Annotated in this window: 12 protein-coding genes and 1 pseudogene; 5 read left to right on the top strand and 8 right to left on the bottom strand. The window is 66.5% G+C overall.

The window, feature by feature from the left end; all coding sequences use genetic code 11:
• Positions 1–36: 36 nt before the first annotated feature.
• Complete coding sequence (locus JFB92_RS11655) at positions 37–1,344, bottom strand: D-arabinono-1,4-lactone oxidase (protein ID WP_199038323.1); 1,308 nt, start codon at positions 1,342–1,344, stop codon at positions 37–39.
• Positions 1,345–1,422: 78 nt separating this feature from the next.
• Between JFB92_RS11655 and JFB92_RS11660 the strand changes: the two genes are divergently transcribed.
• Positions 1,423–2,643 carry an amino acid deaminase/aldolase gene (locus JFB92_RS11660; protein WP_199038325.1) on the top strand — a complete coding sequence of 407 codons (1,221 nt, stop codon included), beginning with the start codon at positions 1,423–1,425 and terminating at the stop codon, positions 2,641–2,643.
• A 6-nt stretch (positions 2,644–2,649) separates the two neighbouring features.
• On the opposite strand, the gene JFB92_RS11665 is transcribed toward JFB92_RS11660, so the two are convergent.
• Positions 2,650–2,910 (bottom strand): hypothetical protein, encoded by a 261-nt coding sequence (locus tag JFB92_RS11665; RefSeq protein WP_199038328.1) that lies wholly within the window; start codon positions 2,908–2,910, stop codon positions 2,650–2,652.
• 591 nt (positions 2,911–3,501) lie between these two features.
• Here JFB92_RS11665 and JFB92_RS11670 point away from each other — a divergent pair.
• From JFB92_RS11670 to JFB92_RS11680, 3 genes are all read left to right on the top strand, one after another.
• Complete coding sequence (locus JFB92_RS11670; protein ID WP_199038331.1) at positions 3,502–4,050, top strand: hypothetical protein; 549 nt, start codon at positions 3,502–3,504, stop codon at positions 4,048–4,050.
• 27 nt (positions 4,051–4,077) lie between these two features.
• Entirely contained in the window at positions 4,078–6,486 is a 2,409-nt protein-coding gene (locus tag JFB92_RS11675; RefSeq protein ID WP_199038334.1) for a glycoside hydrolase domain-containing protein, read from the top strand.
• Between the two features lie 63 nt (positions 6,487–6,549).
• Positions 6,550–7,182, top strand: a complete 633-nt coding sequence (locus JFB92_RS11680; protein ID WP_199038336.1) for a hypothetical protein — start codon at positions 6,550–6,552, stop codon at positions 7,180–7,182.
• A gap of 76 nt (positions 7,183–7,258) precedes the next feature.
• Here JFB92_RS11680 and JFB92_RS11685 read toward each other — a convergent pair whose 3' ends face one another.
• The 6 genes from JFB92_RS11685 to JFB92_RS11710 all read right to left on the bottom strand — a co-directional run bounded on the left by JFB92_RS11685 (position 7,259) and on the right by JFB92_RS11710 (position 19,630).
• Positions 7,259–7,399, bottom strand: coding sequence for a hypothetical protein (locus tag JFB92_RS11685; RefSeq protein ID WP_199038339.1), 141 nt, complete (start codon positions 7,397–7,399; stop codon positions 7,259–7,261).
• On the bottom strand, positions 7,392–11,291 hold the full coding sequence (locus tag JFB92_RS11690; protein ID WP_199038342.1) for a golvesin C-terminal-like domain-containing protein: 3,900 nt from the start codon (positions 11,289–11,291) through the stop codon (positions 7,392–7,394). Before JFB92_RS11690 ends, JFB92_RS11685 begins: the two co-directional genes overlap by 8 nt.
• A gap of 136 nt (positions 11,292–11,427) precedes the next feature.
• Positions 11,428–12,033: a hypothetical protein gene (locus JFB92_RS11695; protein ID WP_199038345.1), complete on the bottom strand. Its 606-nt coding sequence runs from the start codon at positions 12,031–12,033 to the stop codon at positions 11,428–11,430.
• Positions 12,034–12,111: 78 nt separating this feature from the next.
• Positions 12,112–14,505 carry a glycoside hydrolase domain-containing protein gene (locus JFB92_RS11700; protein ID WP_199038348.1) on the bottom strand — a complete coding sequence of 798 codons (2,394 nt, stop codon included), beginning with the start codon at positions 14,503–14,505 and terminating at the stop codon, positions 12,112–12,114.
• Positions 14,506–15,184: 679 nt separating this feature from the next.
• Complete coding sequence (locus tag JFB92_RS11705) at positions 15,185–17,893, bottom strand: transglycosylase domain-containing protein (RefSeq protein WP_199038351.1); 2,709 nt, start codon at positions 17,891–17,893, stop codon at positions 15,185–15,187.
• 90 nt (positions 17,894–17,983) lie between these two features.
• Positions 17,984–19,630, bottom strand: coding sequence for an FAD-binding dehydrogenase (locus tag JFB92_RS11710; RefSeq protein WP_199038355.1), 1,647 nt, complete (start codon positions 19,628–19,630; stop codon positions 17,984–17,986).
• Between the two features lie 810 nt (positions 19,631–20,440).
• Here JFB92_RS11710 and JFB92_RS25505 point away from each other — a divergent pair.
• Positions 20,441–20,624 (top strand): annotated as a pseudogene (locus JFB92_RS25505) (hypothetical protein); the annotation flags it as partial.

The following is a 20,624-nucleotide window of genomic DNA, read 5'->3' on the forward strand; positions in this document are numbered from 1 at the left end:
CCGGTCTGGCAGTCGTCCGCGCGGGGCGGTGGTCCGTCAGGGGCCGAGGACGCGCTCCAGGTACGGGTTGGCGAAGCGGCGGTCGGGGTCGGTCTTGTCCCGGACCGTCAGGAAGTCCTCGAACCGGTCGTAGCGGTCGGCCAGTTGCTTGGCGTCCAGCCAGTGCATCTTGCCCCAGTGCGGTCGCCCTTTGACCGCGTCGAAGATCTCGGCGGCGGCCTCGAAGTACTCCTCGTGCGGATGCCGGTGGTACTGATGCACGGCCACATAGGCCGTGCGGCGGCCGTAGGCGGTCGACAGCCAGATCTCGTCGGCCGCGGCGAAGCGGATCTCGACCGGGAACGAGACATTGAAGCCCCGTTCGTCCACGGTGGTCTTCAGCTCGGTCAGGACCTCCGGCAGCGCCTCTCGCGGCACCGCGTACTCCATCTCCCGGAACACCACCCGCCGCGGGGAGGCGAAGACCTTGTGCGAGATGTCGGTGTAGTCGCGGGCGCTCCACACCCGCCCGGCGACCCGGTTGAGCCGGGGCACCGCACCCGGGAAGCGCGCCCCGAGCCGGTTGCTGGCCTCGAACAGGGTGTTCTCGGTGAACCCCTCGTTCCACCAGTAGCTCAGCCTGGTCGGGCGCCGCCGCTTCTCCTGCATCGAGTACCGGTTGTTCCGCTTGGTGAGCGTCCGGTCGGTGTGCGGGAACCAGTAGAACTCGAAGTGGTCGTTCTCGGCCACCAGCTCGTCGAGTCCTTCGAGGACGGCGTCCAACCGCATCGGACGCTCGACCGCCTGGAGCTTGAACGCCGGCGTGGCCTGGATCGTGACCTCGGTGATGACCCCCAGCGCGCCCAGCCCGAGCCGGGCGGCTTTGAACAGCTCGCTGCGCTCGGTCGGCGAGCAGTGCACGGTCGAACCGTCGGCCAGGACCAGTTGCAGCGCCTGGACCTGCCATGACAGGCCCCGGTACCGGTCGCCGGTGCCGTGGGTGCCGGTCGAGATCGCACCCGAGACGGTCTGCCGGTCGATGTCGCCCATGTTCTCCAGGGCCAGCCCGTGCGCGTCGAGGACCTGGTTGAGCCGCCACAGCGGCATGCCGGCCCCGACTGTCACCTGGTTGGACTTCGAGTCGACCCGCACCACCTCGTCGAGCGCGCCCATGTCCAGCTGCACCCCGTCGGGGGCCGCGATGCCGCTGAAGGAATGGCTGGAGCCGACCGCCTTCACCCGCAGGCCGTCCTCGGCCGCCGCGGTCACGGCCGCGGCGACCTCTTCGACGTCCCCCGGTCGGAGGGTCCGCGTCGGCTCGGCCGTCTCGGTGCCTGCCCAATTGCGCCAGGAAGAGGTAGTCATGGGGGCCTCCGGTTGTGACATCGGTCTACTCAAAGGTAGCTTTCATCTAACCTCACACCCAAACCGAAGGGAAGCGGCATGGCTATCAGCCTCACCGGAAGCGGCGTGGCGGACGAGCTGTTCGGCCAGCTCGACCGGGCCACCGAGGGCCTCCAGCCGCCGTTCGCGGCAGTCGAGCTCGGTGCGTTCGACACCAATGCGTCGATCCTGCGCCGCGAAGCCCTCGGCAAGCCGATCCGCCTGGCCAGCAAGTCCGTCCGCTGCCGCGCGCTGATGCGGCGCGTGCTCGGCCAGCCGGGTTTCGAGGGCGTCCTCGCCTTCACCCTGCCCGAGGCGCTGTGGCTCGCCGAGGAGTTCGACGACGTGGTGGTCGCGTATCCGACAGCCGACACCGACGCGCTGCGCCGCCTCGCCGAGGACGACCGCGCCGCCCAGCGGGTCACGATCATGGTCGACTCGGTCGAGCACCTGGAATTCCTCCAGCGCCACGTCGAGCCCTCGGTCTCCCGGCCGCTGCGGCTGTGCCTGGAGATCGACATGTCGCTCGAACTGCTCGGCGGTCGCGTCCACATCGGCGCCCGCCGCTCCCCGGTGCACACTCCCGAGCAGGCCCTGGACATGGCCCACGAGATCGAGAAGCGCCCCGGGGTCCGGCTGGTCGGCCTGATGGGCTACGAGGGCCAGATCGCCGGGGTCCAGGACGCCTTCAGTGCCGCGGCGCTCCAGTACCCGCTGGTGCGGCTGATGCAGCGCATCTCCAAGGCGGAACTGGCCGCTCGCCGCGCCGAGGCGGTCGCGGCCGTCCGCGCCGCGGCCGACATCGAGTTCGTCAACGGCGGCGGCACCGGCTCGATCGGCTTCACCGCCTCCGATCCCTCGGTCACCGAGATCGCCGCCGGCTCGGGCCTGTACTCGCCCGGCCTGTTCGACGGCTACCGGTCGATCCGGCCGCTGCCGTCCGCGTTCTTCGCCCTCCCGGTCGTACGCCGTCCCGGCAAAGGCGTGGTCACGGCCCTGGGCGGCGGCTGGGTCGCCTCCGGCGCTCCCGGACGCGACCGCCTGCCGCGCCCGGCCCACCCCAAGGGACTGTCCTATACCAAGACCGAAGGGGCCGGCGAAGTCCAGACCCCGCTGCGCGGCCGGGCCGCGCGCGACCTCGAGATCGGCTCGCGGGTGTGGATGCGGCACGCCAAGGCCGGGGAGCTGTGCGAACGGGTCAACACCCTCCACCTGGTCGCGGACGGCCGCAAAGTCGATGAGGTCCTGACCTACCGCGGCGAGGGCTTCGCCTTCGCCTGAGCGGGCTCAGTTCAAGACACAGGTGTCGTGCGGGAGCACCTTCCTGGCGTCGATGGCGCCGTAGTGGGACGCCAGGACGATCAGCTGGATGTTGGTGTCGACGTTGAAGCGCTCCCGCAGGAGCTTGAGCAGCCGCCGGAGATGCGTCGAGGAGTAGCCGAGCCACTCGGCCGCGACCTGGTGGCTGGGTGCGGCGATGTAGCAGTTGAGGACTTCGACATCGGTCTCGGAGAACGCCGGGACCGAACGTGGGGGGCGAGGATCCATGCTGGCTCCTGTTGGGGGTGGTGCAGTTGTGCCCGACCGGGGATGGTCAGATGCCACAATGCTAACAAATTTCACTCGATCTGAATCGCCCATTCATCACTAAAAGCTTAGGTCGGGCGCTCACCTGTGCGTCCATGTTCGATTCCGAACATGGACGTTGACTCACGGTAGTGCGTCCGATAGCTTCAATTGCTGGAAGCGTCCTCCTAAGACCGACTCCCATCGTCGAGTTCGACTCGCGGCCAGTCAGCTTGCGCTGACGCCGATTCCGGTAGCGCAGCGGGGTAGCGACTCGGGTCTCGGAGGCCGTCTCCGTCCGCCCGCAGTCCTGTCCCATTGCTCCGACCGGTGAGTCCCACCCCCGGAGTGACCAATGCGAAACAGACTGCTCCCCGTCCCGGCAACCGCCATCCTCGCTCCGGCGGCCATCGTCGTGTCTTCATGCACCCCAACCTGACCACCATGCTCGACGCGTATCGCCCTGCGGTGGCGTCCGCGGTCCACGTCGGACCGATCTCCAGTTCCGGAACTGAACCGCTCTGCGCCCGCCGGCTCCGGCGGCAGAGCACCAACGAGAAAAGGAGCAAGGCAATGACCATGTGGAAGCGAATCACGGCGGCCCTGGCGGGCATTCTGATCGCCGTCGGAGCAGCGCAGACGGTGGCGGTGGAGGACGCGAGCGCGTTCGAATTCGGCCCCGGCTCGTACCTCGTGCAGGGGGTCGTCGACCTCGAAGACTGCGACCTCAGGTTCGGCGGACTCGACTACGACGACAGGGGTTCGTACTGCTACGAGTACGACACCGCCGACAGCACCTACTTCTACAAGGAGAACGGCAAGCGCGGCTACAAGGTCGAGCTGTACAGCGAGGGCGACCTCGGCGCGAAGTTCGAATGCCATCCCAGCCGCAACCAGATCATGGTCTACGACACCCTCAACGACGGCGACGGCATCTACTGGGAGGTCTTCACCAGCAACGGACCGCTGTTCCTGAAGGCTCCCGGCACCTCGAAGAAGGTCGAGTACAACACGTATTCGGTCTCGGGCAACGTCACCCGCGTCACGGTCTGGGACAACGCCAACAGGACCGACCAGATCACGAGCATGAGCTGGCACGCCGGTCCCCTCTGCAAGCTCTGAACGAACCCTCCGGAAAGGCGGAACACAATGGACCCCTGGGTTCTCGAAGGCCAGGAATGGGTCAACGACACCTACTCCGGCGTCGACGGCTTCAAGGAAAGCGCCACCGACGGCATCGCCGGCTGGGGATTCTTCGAATCCTTGGTCATGGGCTTCCAGCACGAGCTGGGCATCAGCCCGGTGGTCGCCAATTTCGGCCCCAACACGCTCCTCCAGGTGGAGCAGCAGCTGGGGACCATCGGCGGACACATCACCAACTCCAACATCTGCAACCTCGTCAGGTACGCCCTCTTCGGCAAGGGCTACTGGGGCGGCGAATACGCGGGCATCATCTCGCCGACCACGATCGACGCCATCGTGCAGCTCAATGAGGACATCGGGATCGCTCCGGTGGTCCCGGACCCCGAGAAACTGGTGCCCAAGGCCGTCAAGGCCCTGTTCAACTCGGATCCGTTCAAGATCCTCGGTGATCCCACCGAACGAGAGGAGAAGATCCAGGGGATTCAGCGATGGCTGAACAAGAACTACTACGACGCCGTCAATTACGAGATCTGCCCCTGCGACGGCCATTACTCCCGCAACGTCCAGCAGTCGCTGATGATCGCCGTCCAGATCGAGGTCGGGATCAGCGAGTTCGAAGCGAACGGCATCTGGGGCCCGAACACCCGCAACGGCCTGCGCGACCACACCGTCCAGTTCGGCGACACGGGCCGCCTGGTCCAGCTCTTCCACGCGGCCGGCGTGTTCAACGAGGGCTTCTACACCGACCAGGGCGGGCCGTACGGTCTCGGCTTCCGCAACGAGTTCACCAGCGCCACCAGAGAGTTCATTACGGAGTTCCAGAAGTTCTCCGGCTTCGGCATGGAAGCGGACGACGACATCCACGAAGACTCGTCGGTGAACGGCAAAGGCGACTTCAACACCTGGGCGCAACTGCTGGTCTCGTGCGGCAATTCGTGGCGCGACGCCACCGGCAGCGACTGCATCACCACCATCACCCCGAGCCGCGGCGCGGCCCTGGTGAACGCCGGATACCGATCGGTCGGGCGCTACCTGCACGAAGAGGAGGACATCCCGCCGCAGTACCGGCTCGACAAGGAGATCCAGCCCGGAGAGCTGGAGGACCTCTTCGCCGCCGGTCTGCGCTGCTTCCCGCTCTGGCAGTATGCCAACACCTCGGTCAGCGACTTCTACCTCGAAGCCGGGGAGCGCCACGGGAAGCTCGCGCACTACCACGCCGAGCGCCACGGGTTCGACGCCGAGACCTGCATCTACTTCGCGGTCGACTACGACGCCATGGACAGCGAGGTCACCTCGAACATCATTCCGTACTTCAAGGGCATCGAACTGGGCCTGGAGGAATCGGGCGGCAAGTACATCCCGGGCATCTACGGCTCCAGGAACATCTGCTCGCGAGTCAGCGAGGCCGGGCTGGCGCGCTGGTCCTTCGTCTCGGGGATGTCGTGGGGATACTCGGGCAACCTCGGATACCCGCTCCCGGCGAACTGGTCGTACAACCAGATCCGCGAGTACAACTTCATCGGAGACGGCGTCGAGTTCGGACTCGACCACAACGTGCACCGCGACGGCGCCGACGAAGGAGTGGACTCCGTCAACTCGCGGGCGCTCTCGATGACGGACTTCAAGGACTACCTCGAGTTCCTCAACGACGAAGTGGACTCGCGCGACTACGACCCCGCCGGTCCGCAAGCGAGCATCAGCGTCGGCATGAAGAACCGCATGATCGAGCACTTCCTGGCCAACAGCACGAGGGGCCTCGTCGACAGGAGCCAGATAGAGGAGGACCGCGGATTCTACGATGACTGGCACGTGTACTCGCAGCGCGAGCTCGCTTCGAGCAAGCCGACCGCGATCATCGACGACGACACGGGCCTCCACCTCCCGGTCCGGAAGTTCTTCGGCATCCTGCAATGGGAATACGACCTCGGTTGCCTGTACGGCTCCTGGCGGAGGCACCGCTTCTCGCATCCAGACGGCGGGGACTTCTGCGACACCTTCATGGGAGTGGACCCGGTGGAGACCGGCCTCAACACCGGGTTCAACGTCACCGACTTCCTCTCGGACACCTACTTCGCGTGCTACCGGAGGGCTCGCACGAATGTGGGCTGGGACGAGCCCCCGCACGAGTATGAACAGTCGCTCTGCCACAACGCGTTCGACTGGCTCCTGGGACGGGACCGGACCGGCATGGCCAGCGGCTTCTACACGTACGTCTTCAACGGCAGCACCGACGAAGCGGTGTCGCTCGCGATCGCGGAACTGGAGGACCGCAATGACAACGTTCAAGAAGGGATGGTCCGCCACGCGGGGTCGGAGGGCATCGACGTGTTCCCCGAAGATCTTCCGAACGGCGAACTCCTCTCTTTCGCGCAGGGTTTCGCCGACTACGTGGCCGCCGCGGCCACGCCCGGCTGAGCCGGCGGGAGGACGAGTCGCATGGCACCTGCCGCAATCCATCAGATGAAGGAGCCTCTCGACATGAGAACGACAACCACCCGGCGCACGCTGCTGGTCGCGGGCGCCTCAGCCGCCTCGATCGCGGCCGTGCCAGGGGCCGCGTTCGCCGAACCCGGCGATTCCGAGCAGTGGACCGGCCGGACCAGCCAGAACGGCTGGGACGTCCTGACCGAGTGCCCCGAGTTCCCCGTCGAGGGAACCCCCGTGAAGATCCGGTGCGCTCCGGGCTTCCCGGCCGAGACGATCCTGTACTTCCTCCGGCGGTTCCACACTGAGGTGATGCCGCTGAAACGTGCCGAGGACGCGCGTGGATTCCGCGAGCGCGGCAAGGTCGCCGCGCCGTACGAGTCGAACTACTTCTCCGGAACCGGGTTCGAGGTGTTCCCGGACATGTTCGGGCTCGGATCCCCGGAGGAGTTCTTCCCGTGGCAGGTCGACGCGGTCAGGAAGATCCTCGGGGACTTGGAGGGCGCGCTCGAGTGGGGCGCCGAGCTGGACCCCGAGAAGGTCTCGCACTTCCATCTCGCGGCCGCCGAGGTGGCCGAGGTGCCGCTGGAGGCGGTGGAGGACCTCGGTGAGGACGACGCCGAACCGTCGCTGGCCCGAGGCAACCACCTGGGGCAGTACCCGGAACAGAAGTACGGGAGCGAATAACACCCCAGCGGCCCGCCGGAGACGTGAACACGTCTCCGGCGGGCCGCTTTGTCGGTGAGTCACCGCGCGACCGTGCTCAGTATTCCCACCCGCTGAAGTCGAGATCCCAGATGAACAGGAGGAAGATCAGGCCGGCGACGATCAGGACCACCAAGAGCCCGCCCACGAAGCATCCCGCGCTGTGGATCACCGACTTGGGTCGGTCCGGATCATCCATACACATCCTCCAACGCATCCTCGACCGCCGGCGTGTATCCGTCGGAAACCCCTCCGAAATTGGGATGGAAGGACTCTCGGCTCTGTTTAAGCGGATCGTCCTCGTCGCCGGGGCCGGTATTGTCCAGGATGACCGTGTTGAAGTAGGGCGTGTTGTTGTCAGGGTCGCAAATCTCGTGCCCCGCGAAGTAGTCGATCGTCGGGGCGTAGTGGACATTGGATATCGCGGCCGCATTGGAGGCGGCGACGTCGAAGTAGTCGGCCATGTCCGCGAACAGGACCGACTCGTCCGCTGCTATGCCGGCCTTGGCCGGTACGAAGGTGCAGCCGCTGTGTCCGGGGTCGAAGGGGCCCGGTGAGAAGATGCTGGGATACCCGACGACGAGGACCGTCGCGTTCGGTGCGAGCGCGGTGATCTCGTCCAGTTGCGCCTGCAGCAGGTCGATGGCGCCGTCGATGCTCTCGGTCATGGAGTCGCGCAGTTCCTGGGACACACAACTGTTGAATACGTCCGTTACACATGATCTCACGTAGCCGCTCCAGCCCGCGTCATTCCCCGATATGGACAGAAGCACGAGCGTGGTGTCCGGGCTGAGTACACCTGCCCGCAACTGCGGGTACTCCCGGAACTGGCCGCTGTCCGGATCAGACCCTCCGCCCGGTGACCAGTAGTCGGGAATCCGGTCGAACTGGGTCGCCGTGGCCCCGGAACAGCCGATGAACTGGAAGTCCAGGCCCTTGTTGTTGACGTCCTGGTTCGCGCCGAAGGAGTAGTTCCACCCCGGCGGCACGATCTGGCGCGGCCACGCGTCCCGGCTGCGGCGGCACGCGTTCCAGGTGCGCTGGCCGAAGTCGCGGTCGGTCTCGGTGTAGTAGTTCCCGATACCCTCGCCGGAGATGTAGGAGTCCCCCATCGCCACCACCATGTGCTTCGGCTTCTCCGCCAACGGCACGAAGGCTACCGCGTCGTAGGTGATCCCGTCGAGGCCGACGCCGTCGTCGGTGATGTTGGTGAGCGTCACCTTCTGTTCCTCGGAGGGGTCGAATTCATAGGCGCCCAGCTCGACCCACGTGTTCTCCCTGAGCACCGTGTTCACGTACCGGTCGCGTACGCCGTGCGTGGTGCCGTGCACCTCGTACGGAGCCTGCTGCGTGAACGCGTGCCGCGACGGCACGTGCACATAGACCTTGGCCCAGCCGTCGATCCGGTCGGCCTGGTCGAGGGTCCAAGTGCCTTCGACCTCCATGTTCTGCTGGCCGTCGTGGCGAGTGTGGGCGAACCAGAAGTGGCCCCGGTAGCCTCCGCCGATCTGGTGGAGGTCGATCTTCGACGGGTAGGTCACCGGGTCGGTCGGGTTGGTGCCGAAGTCGAACTCGAACGCCCCCGACTGCGAGACCGAGCCGGAGCAGCTGTTCGGTCCCGACTGCCCTTCGGGGACGCTGTCGATCACGCGCATGTAGCCGACCGGGTCGGGAATCGACGGCGAAGCGCAGTTCGGTTCGAAGTCGCCGTACGTGGGCCTCGCTGGCTCGGAGCTGCCGCCGGTGTAGGTGCGCACCTCGGTTCCGCAGTACTGCGGGCACATGTCCAAATCGACCGGTTCGGTCCACCAGCAGTGGAGATGATCGTAGCCGCAGGGGGTCGGCTCGGTCTGGAGGCAGTCGTCGTCCGGATCGTTCGGGTCCTGCTCGCAGACGCCGTCACTCCAGTCGCCGTCCGGGTCGCAGTTGTTGACCTCCGGCTCGCAGAAGCTGTGGAAGCCGGGCGTGGCCATGTTGCCGGTGATGCCGTCCGCCGGGACGTACGCCTCGTTGTACTGGCCCTCGCCGAAGTCCCAGCGGACCAGGGGCCTGTAGGCCCATCCGATCACGCGCTCGGGGTACGACCACAGGTTCGGGTGCTTCGAGTTGCCGTATCCCCACGATTCGGCGTCCCAGTCGTCCGGCAGGCCCTCCCAGTCTTCGGGGGCGTTGTCGGTGAACAGGAACATGTCGCGACCGGGCATGTAGATGGGGTTCACCGGATTGTTGAGCCATCCGAGTCCCCATTGGCCGTGGTGCTGCTCCTTGGTGGACTCAGGGTAGAAGCCGGTGTTGTACGCCCAGACGGCGAACCACCAGTTCTGGAGGTACTGCGGGTCGCCCTCGTTCATGATCAGGCCGGCGTTCCGGGTCTGGTTCCACTTGTCCTGGAGGATCTGGAGCCCGGCGGCGATGTTCGAGGCGTAGTCCAGCATGACCAGCTCCTGCTGGAACTCGCTGTAGACGGTGTCGTCGCTGTGCATGCCGGTGGTCACCTGGGCGACCCCGTAGCCGCAGTCGACGTCGTCCCAGTTTACGACCCAGTCGATCTCGCCGTCGGCGCCCCGATTGCCGTAGAACCCGCCCTGGTGGGTGTTGCCCGAGTACCCGTCCGCCGCGTGCTTCGAGGCGTGCCAGAAGTTCGACTCCTGCGCGAGGATTCCGAGCATGATCTGCGCCGGGACGTTGCCGCCTCCGGAGAGCGCGCGGGGCGGGAACTCCTCCTGCGGGCTGTACGACGGCAGCCCCAGATTGTTCCAGTCCGCCGGGCGCGACTCGGTGAGCTGCCCGCGCACCGCCAGGTCGGTCGCCCATTCGACCTGTTCGGTCGTCGGCTGGTACACCATCATGTCCGGGTCGTTCCGCGGCATGGCGCAGGCCCGGTCCGGGTCCCAGGGGACGTCCTCGGTGCCGAAGTCCTGCTGCTCGTCCCCAGGCGCGGCCAGGGAGGGCGAAACGGTATCGGAGCCGGCGACGTATCCGCGCAGCGCGCTGCTCTCCACGGTCTCGCCATCGTCGAGCTGGTACGCGGTCACCTGCATGCGTTCCTCGTCGGCCCCGTCCACCGCGGTGGTGCCGAACGCCGAGCCCTGCGTGTTCGCCAGGCTCGCGTCCAGGACGGCCAGTCCGCCTTCGACGGACAGTTCCGCCGCCGCGGGCACGTCGACCGTCGACCAACTGTCCGGGAGCGGCCCCCCGGTCGCCGCCGTCGCGTCGACGCCGACGACCCTGACCTGCCCGTCGACTCCGTTCGAGAGCCTGAGGGAGCCCGCGTCGCCATGCGTCATCTCCGCGAGTTCCGCATCGGCGTACCGCATGATGGTCGATTCTTCGCCGTCGAGCACCTGGAAGCCGAGACCGCCGTCCCGGTCGGGACGCAGGTCGAACGGGACTGAAGCGTGGACGGACAGCGGCGTCGCCGTTCCATCCGAGTCGATGTCGACGACGCCGCCGCCCTTGGCCGCGGCGATGCCGCCGTCATAGGGCACGGGCGAGGACAGCTGGCCCGCGACCTCGATCGGTTCGATCGCGGTGCTCCCGCCGTCACCGGGTTCCATGACCTGGAGCCGGGTGGTGGCGACCCCGTTCTCGCCGCCGCTGTCGAGCGCCGACATGACGATCCGGTCGTCGACGCCGCAGCCCGGGTTGTAGTAGGCGAGGGACGTTCGCTCGGGGAGCTTCTCGACCGCGCCGGTCGACAGGTCGACGACGGCCGCGAACGCGCCGCCGTACATTCCGGCCTCGTAGTTGGCGAACTCGCGCGGCGCGTAGACCACCGCGGCATGGCCGCCTGAGCCGGTGACGCAGTACTGCCCGATCCATCGGTCGGTCTCGAACCCGGGTTCGCGGAGCACCGCGATCTCGACCCAGTGGTCCGGATCGGACGCGTCGCCGGCGATGAGGTGGAAGCCCTCCTCGTCGCCGTCTCCGCTGAGCACGAAGTCGCCCGAGAGCGGCACGGGGGAGGCGGTCTCGGCGGGCGAATCCAGATCGGACGGCGGCGGCTGCGGATCGGCCTCGCTCTGGGCGGCGGCGCTCGCCGAGAAGAACAGCGGCGCGACGAGGGCCGCGATGGACAGTGTCGTCAACATTCGTTTGAAACGCATGAGAGGGTGCTCCCGTGGTAGTGCCGGCGGCGGGGTTCGGGGGATTCGCGGTCGACCGGGAGAGGCCGCGACGCGGTTGCGGCGCGGCCTCCAGGCCGTGTTCGGCCTCGGCCGACTCCGGTCAGTCGATGACCTCGGGGCGTTCGGTCATCGACATCTGCAACGACTCGTCCTGGTCCGGGATGCCGCCGAGCTTCTCGAGCGCCCCCTCAAGCGCATTGCTGTCGGGCGGCGTGTTGAGTTCGAAGTGGGACTGCTTGACCGGGTCGAGGTCGCGGCCCCAGGTGATGACGCCGCCGAGGTCCTTGATGATCCGCTCGACGACCGCCTCCTGAGGTGGGAACAGCCCTTCGGCGACGCCCAGCTGACCGACCTCGATCGCGGTGCCCGACAGGTAGTTGGACTCGTAGTCGGCGGTGATCCGCCGGGATTCGCGGTGGCCGGTGACGTCTCCCGGTTCCAGGGCGTCCGCCACTTCGTACAGGTATCGCCTGGCGAAGTGAATGAGGATCGTAGCGGGCACTCCGGGGGCCAGGGACACGGTCCGTCCGCCGCTCCCTTCGATGTCGAACTGCGTGGCCGAGTCGAGGATCGGCCAGCCGTTGGCGCTCACCGATCCCGACCACTCGTAGGTCCGGTCGTCCTCGCTCTGCGCGTAAGCGGGCGAGCCGACGACGATTCCGCTCGCGCCGATGGCCGCACCGGCCAGCAGCATACGGCGTTTCATTGGTAGAACTGGCTCTCTGAGCACGTGGCTCTCCTTTGTGGTCCGGGGGGCGAGAATCGGATCGAGTTCGATCCGCGGTCAGAAGTCGCCGTTGGTGAGGTCGATGACTCGTTGCGTGAAGCCGTCGAGGAAGCTGTTCAGTGCCGCCCCCGCAACCGGCGGGTCGACTTGGCCGTCGGAGTCGCCGTAGCGCAGGAGGAATTCCTTCCGCCATATCCAATCGTCGTCGGCGTTCTCGAAGAGCCATGCCTCGGAGGAACTCCTGAGCGTGTCCTGGGAGGCCCCCCACCGTTGCGCGAAGAACTGCTGCGGGATTTCGACTACACCCTCGGAGAATATGGCTTCGAGAGCTTCGTCGTAGCGGAGCCCTACGTCATGTGCCCCTGTATACAAGAGGTAGCCGATGCCGTCGGCGATGAAGTCGGGCAGGGAGAAGCAGGAATCCACATCAAGGCGCGAACAATTCTGATCGACGAACTCGGACCCGCTCGAATATCCGGAACCCTCCAGGCGCCACTGGCTGTACAGCCTGGAGAGGTCGCCGGCCCAACCGTACTTGTCGCGGTATGTAGAGGATGCGCTGCCGTAGTCGACCCGTGCGCTCGCGAACATCTTCGGGATGCTGATCGTAAGGCCGTCTGCGAAGCTGAGCATGTTCTTTGGCGGGGGGTCGCCGAATTCCGCCCTGGCATACGCCAACCAGTCAGATGCGGCACCGTGCGAGAACCTCCATGGACTATCTGGGTATTGAGGGGATGCAAGGTAGTCACGAATGAGTGTCTCATTGTTGATACGTGATTCATATGGAGGTGTGAATCCATTGTCGTCTATGGCGGCGTAAAGATCACTAAGCAGGGAGACCAATTCGGCTTGATCCATCGGATACTGCGTGTGATCTACGCCCCTGTCGAATCCGGGCCTGAGCACGTCGTTGTCGAGCCCGAACGGGTCGCCCGACTCTCCGTGGTCGGCGGGGTCGAACATCCACTCCTTGATCTGGTTGTACGTCCAGTTGTCAGGCAGCGGGTATCCCAAGTTGCCCGAGAAGCCCCAGGACATGCCCGAGACGAAGGACAGCCGGGCGAGTCCGGCGTCGCCTACCTGGATGCACCCGTTCCTGCCCGCATAGATTCCCGGGTGGTACTTGTTGCCCAGTTTGTGCAGAGAGAACTCGACTCCGCGGAAGTAGGGGATGATGTTCGAATCGATCTCTGCGTCGAGGGCGTCGTAGTCGACGGCGAAGTAGATCGTGGTTCCCAGGTCGAAGCCGTGGCGGGTCGCGTGCTGATGGGCGAGCTCGCCGTGGCTCTTGCCGATCTCGTAGGTGAAGGAGTCGATGCCCGTCCCCGCGTACTGCCAGATCGGAAAGCAGCGGAGCCCGGCGCCGAACAGGTCGTCGAGTTCGCCCGGCTGGATCTCCTTGTCGAGCCAGTGTTCCGGGTCGGTGTCCGGGTGTTCGTGAAGGTAGCGCCCGACCACCCGGTAGTCCGCGTTGTAGAGGGCCTGGCCGCGGCTGGGGGTGATGGTGGTGATCAGGTCGCATGCGTGGACATTGTGAGTGCGGTCCCGATTGCCGCTGGATACGAGCAGTTGCGCCCAGGTGTTGAAGTCGGGTGTGCCGTTGGTGCGTTGGAGGGCCGAGAACCGCTGGAACGCCGCGACGAAGTCGGCGAGATCCGAGGTGTACACACCGGAGAACTGGAGCGGGTCGAGCCCATTGGCGAAGTTGCCGTCGTTCATCAGGCAGGCGGTGGTGAACAGGCAGACGATGTCAGGGTCGTTCGAGAAGTTGTTCGGGTCGACGACGAGATCGAAGTCGCCGTTCTGCATGGCCGCCGAGGTCCCAGGACCGAACAGGCCGTCCGCCTGGCTGTCGGTCATGCCGGCCTCGAACTGGATCCCCATCACGATGTTCTTCTGGAGGCCGCGCGAACCGTAGCCCTCGCAGGGGCCGATGAAGAAGTTCTCCCGGTGGATGTACTTGCCGTTGAGGTAGCGCTGGGCCTCCTGGATCTGGGTGTTGCCGCCGTCGATGAGAACGTACGGATCGGTGTTGAGCAGTGCCCGCATCAATTTGGGGGTGAGGATCGGGTCGTCGGAGAGCCCGGCGTCCACTCGCATGTTCGCGACGGACTGTCCCATTTCGGCGGAGAACTCGTCTTCGACGTAGCCGCCGCTGTAACCCTTGCACCAGAGCGCGTGCCTGACGAAGTTGCCCATGAAGGCGCTGTAGTGCCCCTCCTGGATGTCTCCGTAGTCGACCATCAGGTCGTAGGTACCCGGCCCGAAGTTCCCGTCGACCGTTCCCGGGTAGCCGACGTTGTTGTAGAGGGTGTACTGAAGGACCATGATGAACGACCGAATGGTCCCCTGGCCGGTCTGTCCATCCGTGTCGCACGGGATGTATCCGGGAATGTCCTCCCCTACGGAGTTGAGCCAAATCTGGGCTTCTTCGACGCGGGGATCTGACATGGTCTTCTCCTGTCTGTGAAGGCTCGAACCGTGTGGGGTCCGCCTGTGGTCGGGGTGCTATTCGGGCGATACGGCTATGCGGCGGCCATATCGCGTCAGGATGGGGTGCTGCTCGGAGTTGCGGGTCGGCAGGGACACCGCCAGAAGCGAACGCGATCGGGTCTTGTTGCCGGGCACGGCGACTCCACAGCATCGTGCAGCGGATGCGTCGGCTGATTCGCGTTCAGGGGTGCTCGAGGAATGTTGGGTGAGGGCCGCAGATCGGCGACTGCGGCGAACAAGGGTAGGTCACGGCCCCGGGTGCCATGACTTTCGTAGTCCTGCTCGGTGTGGGCTAAGATGAGTGGGTTACGTCCTTCTGAAGTTCGTTCGATCTGAATCGTTCGGGAGAGTATCGGAAAGCTGTAGCGCTGGCTTGTCGGGCAGTCGCAATGCCCGGCAAGCCTTTTTACTGTTCGATGGGAACATTATCATAACGTGATAGCGCTCGCAATGGTTCGGGCATGACGCGGTCACGTTGCGCGACTTGATACGAGTGTCCAATGGGCCTGATGTGGACCATTTGACTGAAGTGAATCCGCCGAGTGCGGATTCCGTCGCCGCGCGGATCATGCCGTGCGTCCGTTCGGGCACCAGTCTCCCGGCAGGCGGCGATGGCACCGCCTACCGGGACTGCGCCCTAATCGTCGTTGCCTCGGCCGTTTCCATTGCCGCCGTTGTTCTCGCAGGTACCGAAGATCTCGCCCCAGTAGTCGCATTCCTCGTCGTCGCCGGGCCCGCGGTCGTCCTCTATGCCGCACCGCGAGTCCTGCGGGTTCTGCGCGCAGTAGGGACTGTCGGAGTCGATGGTGCCGTCGGCGTTGACGATGTCGTCGACGATGTCGTCGCCGATGCGCTGCGGTTCGCCCCACTGCTCCTTGTCATAGCCCTTGTCCTCGACGGCGAGGTCCAGGTATTGCCGCCACACCGGGTAGCTCAGTGTCGAGCCGAAGGTGTTCCCATAGTTGCCGTCAGGGTTCAGCAGCGGTGCGGACTCGGCGGTGGCGTTGCCGACCCAGGCGGCGATGCTCAACTGCGGGATCGCACCGAGGTACCAGGTGTGCGCGCTGGGATCGTTCCCGTAGTCGTCCTTTGGGTAGTCTTCACCGGCCTCCCAGGTGCCGGTCTTTCCGGTGTACTCGCGGTCGAGCGGTTCGCCGGTGCCGTCGATCTCCGAGCCGACCCACTGGAGGTCGCGGGCGATTCCGGCGTCGATCGCCTGGTTGGATTCGAGTTCGCGCTTCGGCGGCACCTCGTTGCCGTCGCGGTCGTAGACGGCCTCGACGAAGTGGGTCTCGTTGTACTGGCCGTCGGCGGCGATGGTGGCGTAGACGGTGGCCATGTCCATCACGCTGGTGGGGAACTGCCCGTAGCTGATCTCGTTGTCGAACGGGAAGCGCGGGTCGTCCAGGTCCAGAGGAGTCCGCACCGGAGTGCCGTCGTCGTTGTAGCCGTCGAGCGACGCCCACCGGTCGATGTCGCCGCTCTCGGTGACCTCGTAGGTGCCGTCGTCGTGCTGGATGACGTTGTGCCGGGAGTAGGTGATCGTCCCGTCGTCCTCGATGTAGAACCTGAACTTGTCGCCGTCGCCGCCGGTCTGCTGCATCGTGCGCAGCCCCATCAGGATGGAGGTCTCGAGGACCGTGGTGGCCCCGTACTTGTCGGCGATGGCGTACATGGGCGTATTGCGGGAGTCGCGGACCGCGTCGGTGAGGGTCCGGTCGGTGTGCTCCTCTCCGACGGCGTTACTGACAGGCCCGGCCTCTCCGCGGGCCTCGAACTCGCGCGGGGAGTCCGAATTCCACCACGAGTCGATTGAGGCGCCGTTCATGATCGCGGTGGCGGCGGTGACCATCTTGAACGTCGACGACGGCGGGTGCGGGTTCTCGGGACCGGCCTTGTCGATGCCCAGGCCGTTGTCGCCGCCGTAGTAGCCGAGGATTCGGCCGGTGCCCGGCTCGACGGCCACCACCGCGCTCGTCATGGACGGGTGGTAGTCGTACAGGGCCGCCTCTTCGTTGGTGTTCTCGAACTCGAAGAAGCCGTCGTCGTTGCGGTACTCCTCGGCCGCGGCCCGATTCGTGACGATCTCGCCGTCCTCGTCGAGGAAGTTGCCGTCCTCGTCGGTGACGCGCTTGAGATCGCCGCGGCTGGAGGTGGTCTCGGCGTCCTCCTGAAGCTCGGGATCGATGGTGAGCTGGACCGTGTAGCCGCCGGTGCCGGCGTCGTGGCCGTAGAAGTCGTCCTGCGTCAGGTCCCAGCGGCTCTCCAACTCCGCCCACACGTAGCCGTCGGTGGGGTTGGTGATGAACCCGGTGGGCGTGTCGTGTCCCCACGAGCCGGGGTTCTCCAGCTGGTCCAGGGTCTCGGGCATCCCGGCCTCGAGCTGCTCCTCGACTTCGGCCTTCTGCTCCGCGGAGAGGTCGTCGATGGTCAGCAGGGCTTCCATGCCGTGTGTCCAGCGGTCGAGCGGGGCGGTGTCGTCCTCCCCGACCAGGCGCGGGTCGAAGGAGCCGTCACCGGCCTTGACCTGCATGACCAGCATCATCGCCTGGCCCCAGGTGAGTTCCTCCAGAGGCGTGTTGAACCAGACTTCGGCGGCGGCCTCGATGCCGTAGGAGCCGCGGCCGTAGAAGTTCAGGTTCAGGTAGTGGAGGAGGATGTCCTCCTTGCTGTACTCCTGCTCCAGCTTCATGGCCATGATCGCCTCGCGGGCCTTGCGGCCGTATGAGATGTCGTCGCGGATGTCGGCGACCATGCCCGCGTACTGCTGGCTGATGGTCGAGGCGCCCTGGGTGTCGCCGCCGGTGACGTTGTTCCACAGCGCGCGGATGGTGCCCTTGTAGTCGACGCCCTCGTGTTCGAAGTAGCTCTTGTCCTCCAGGGCCAGCAGCGACCACACGACCGAGTCGGGGAGTTCGTCGAAGTCGTCGACCAGCTTGCGGGTGTACTCGCCGTAGCCGGCGACCTGCGAGCCGTCGGCGAGGGTGAAGGTGGTGGACTCGCCGAACTCCAGCTCGTCGGGGAGCGGAACGTTCTGGAAGAACATCGCACCGGCCACGGTGCCGCTGCCCAGGAGCATCAGCGCCACGAGGATGAGCGCGGCGTAGACGCGGCGGCGGCGCTTGGACATGCGCTTCTTCTTTTTCGGCTTCTCCTCGTCGAGCGTGCCGGTGCGCACCGCGCCCACGACCGAGGCGCGCCCCATGTTGCCGCCTCCCGGCGCTCCGCCGGAGACGGTGGGCCCGTTCGGGGGGAGGGAGATCCGCCCCTGCGGCACCGGGGGCCCGCCGGGACCCGTCGGGGGCCTGCCGGGCTGGGGGTGCTGGCCGCCGGTGTAGTCGCTCATCGATCAACCACCCATGAATAGACACCAGTCTTAAGTGACAAGGCTTCAGTTTGTCAGGCGTGAGTCCGCGCCCTGAGGCCACCGTAGGCGTCAGTGTCCACCCGCCACACCTCGGGCGGCCGAGCGCCCTGAGAACAGGCATCCTCCCAGGAAGGTCCCCTCCAGGGATCGGTATCCGTGCATGCCACCGCCTCCGAACCCGGCCGCCTCCCCGGCCGCGTAGAGCCCCGGGAACGGTTCGCCGTCCGCGCGCAGGACGCGTCCGTCGAGGTCAGTGTGCAAGCCGCCCAGCGTCTTGCGGGTCAGCAGGTTCAGCCGCACCCCGATCAGGGGCCCGGCCTTCGGGTCGAGCAGCCGGTGCGGTGAGGCGACGCGGATGAGCCGGTCCCCGCGGTAGTTGCGGGCGCCTCTCATGGCCGTCACCTGGAGGTCCTTGGTGAACTTGTTGGCCATCTCGGCGTCCCGCGCCTCGACGGCCTGCCGGACCGTGTCAGGTGACAACAATTCATTTCCTGTGATGGAATTCATGCCCTTGACGAGCTCCGGTAGCGAGTCGGCCACGGTGAAGTCCTCACCGCGCTGCTTGAACGCCTCGACCGGACCGGGCGCCCCCGGCAGCACCCGCTTGAGGAGCAGCCTGATGTCCTTGCCGGTCAAGTCCGGGTTCTGCTCCGAGCCCGAGAGCGCGAACTCCTTCTCCAGGATCTTCTGGGTCAGCACGAACCAGGTGTGCTCGTGCCCGGTGGTCATGATGTGCTCGAGCGTCCCGAGCGTGTCGAACCCGGGGAACAGGGGCGAGGGCAGCCGCTTCCCGGTCGCGTCGAGCCACAGCGAGGAGGGCCCGGGAAGGATGCGGATGCCGTGGTGCGGCCAGATCGGGTTCCAGTTGCGGATGCCCTCGGTGTAGTGCCACATCCGGTCGCGGTTGATGACCTCGGCTCCCGCCGCCTCGGCGATGCCGAGCATCCGCCCGTCGACGTGCGCCGGGACTCCTGAGATCAGGTTCTCGGGGGCCGGTCCCATCCGGGACGGCCAGTTCTCGCGGACCAGGTCGAAATTGCCGCCGATCCCGCCGGAGGTCACGATGACCGCCTCGGCCGAGAACGAGAACTCGCCGGTCTCCTCCCGGTTCGTGGCCACACCGCGCGCCACGCCGTCGGGGGCCAGCACCGAACCGCGGACCCCGGTGACCGTCCCGCCCTCCACGACCAGCTCGTCGACCCGGTGCCGGAAGGCCAGGCGCACCTTCCCGGCCGCGACGCCCTCGCGGACGAGCCGCTCGAACGGCGCGACGATGCCCGGACCGGTGCCCCAGGTGATGTGGAACCGCGGCACGGAGTTCCCGTGCCCCTCGGCGGTGTAGCCCCCGCGCTCGGCCCATCCGACCACCGGAAAGAACCGGACTCCCAGCGAATGCAGCCAGGCGCGCTTCTCTCCGTAGGCGAACTCCACGTACGCCTTGGCCCATTTGCGAGGCCAGGCGTCCTCGTCCCGGTCGAATCCGGCGCTGCCGAGCCAGTCCCGCCAGGCCAGCGAGGGGGAGTCCTTGATCCCCATGCGCCGCTGCTCGGGAGAGTCCACGAAGAACAGCCCGCCGAACGACCAGTGGGCCTGCCCGCCGATCGACTGCTCGCCCTCCTGGTCGACCAGCGTCACCGACTTCCCGAGTCGCACCAACTCCGAAGTGGCCACCAATCCGGCCAACCCGGCTCCGACCACGATGACGTCACTGTCCATCGTCCAGTACCTTCCGCTCGAGTGGGCCGCACGTTACCGGTGCGTAGACCCGATATAACCAGGGAGCGGCGGCGGCGTCAACCAGTTGGGCGACAGGAACGGATCGCGATTCGGCACCGTTGTCGTCGAGTTCCCCCTATGGGGTCCGACATCTGGCGGTCGGCAACGAAAGGCGGAGTGGCGGTCCGGGGCGTGCCTCCGGCCGGCGGGCCGGTGAGCGCATCGACCTGCCGGTCCACAAGTGACCCCGGACTGCTGCGAATGCGGCGTGCCGCGTGTCGGGTGTCGGGTGCGTGCGGTCCGGGCTGTGGGACACGGAAGTGCGGGGGTTGCGGGCCGTGGCGACTGCGGGAGTCGTAGGGGTTAGGTCGGGCGGCGATGGCGAGGTGGGTGGTGGTGCGGTGTCGCTGTCGGCTGGCGGGCCGCGTGATGTCGGGCTTCACCCGGGCGGCGACGGGCAGGAGTGGGAGGTGGCCTGGGGTGGTCTGCCGTGTCCCGGGCACGACGAGGGCCCGAGCCCCGTTGGTGGGGTTCGGGTTGGTGTGTCGTGTGTGTGCTGGCCCCCGCCGCGGGTGCCTTCCGCGGCGGGCGGGGTAAGAAGGGTGGCGGTCCGAGACTGGTTGCGGTGAAGGCGGGTTCGGGAGGAGAGTCCTGCTCGGGTTCGGGGCGGGGTTCGGGTGTGTCCGGGGAGGATTGTTCGGGTCCTGAGCGCGGTCGGGGTGCGGTGGTTCGTTCGGGTTCCGCGTGCGGTTCGGGTTCGGGTCCCGGTGTTCGCGCTTCGGTTGCTTCGGTGGTGAATCGGGCTCGTGCTTGGGCGCGTGCGGCTTTGGCGGCGGCCCAGGCAGCGTCGGTCTCGGCCTGCTCGGCGGCGCGGTTGAGGTCGTCTTTGAGGGTTTCGGCCCATTCTTCGGGGTAGAGGCCGGTCGGGAAGACGTTCGCGGCGTCGTTCTGGAAGTCGGCCTCGAGGTCGGCCTCGGTGCGCCAGTCGGCGCAG

This window comes from Glycomyces salinus, from assembly GCF_016428645.1.
Lineage (GTDB): Bacteria > Actinomycetota > Actinomycetes > Mycobacteriales > Micromonosporaceae > Glycomyces > Glycomyces salinus.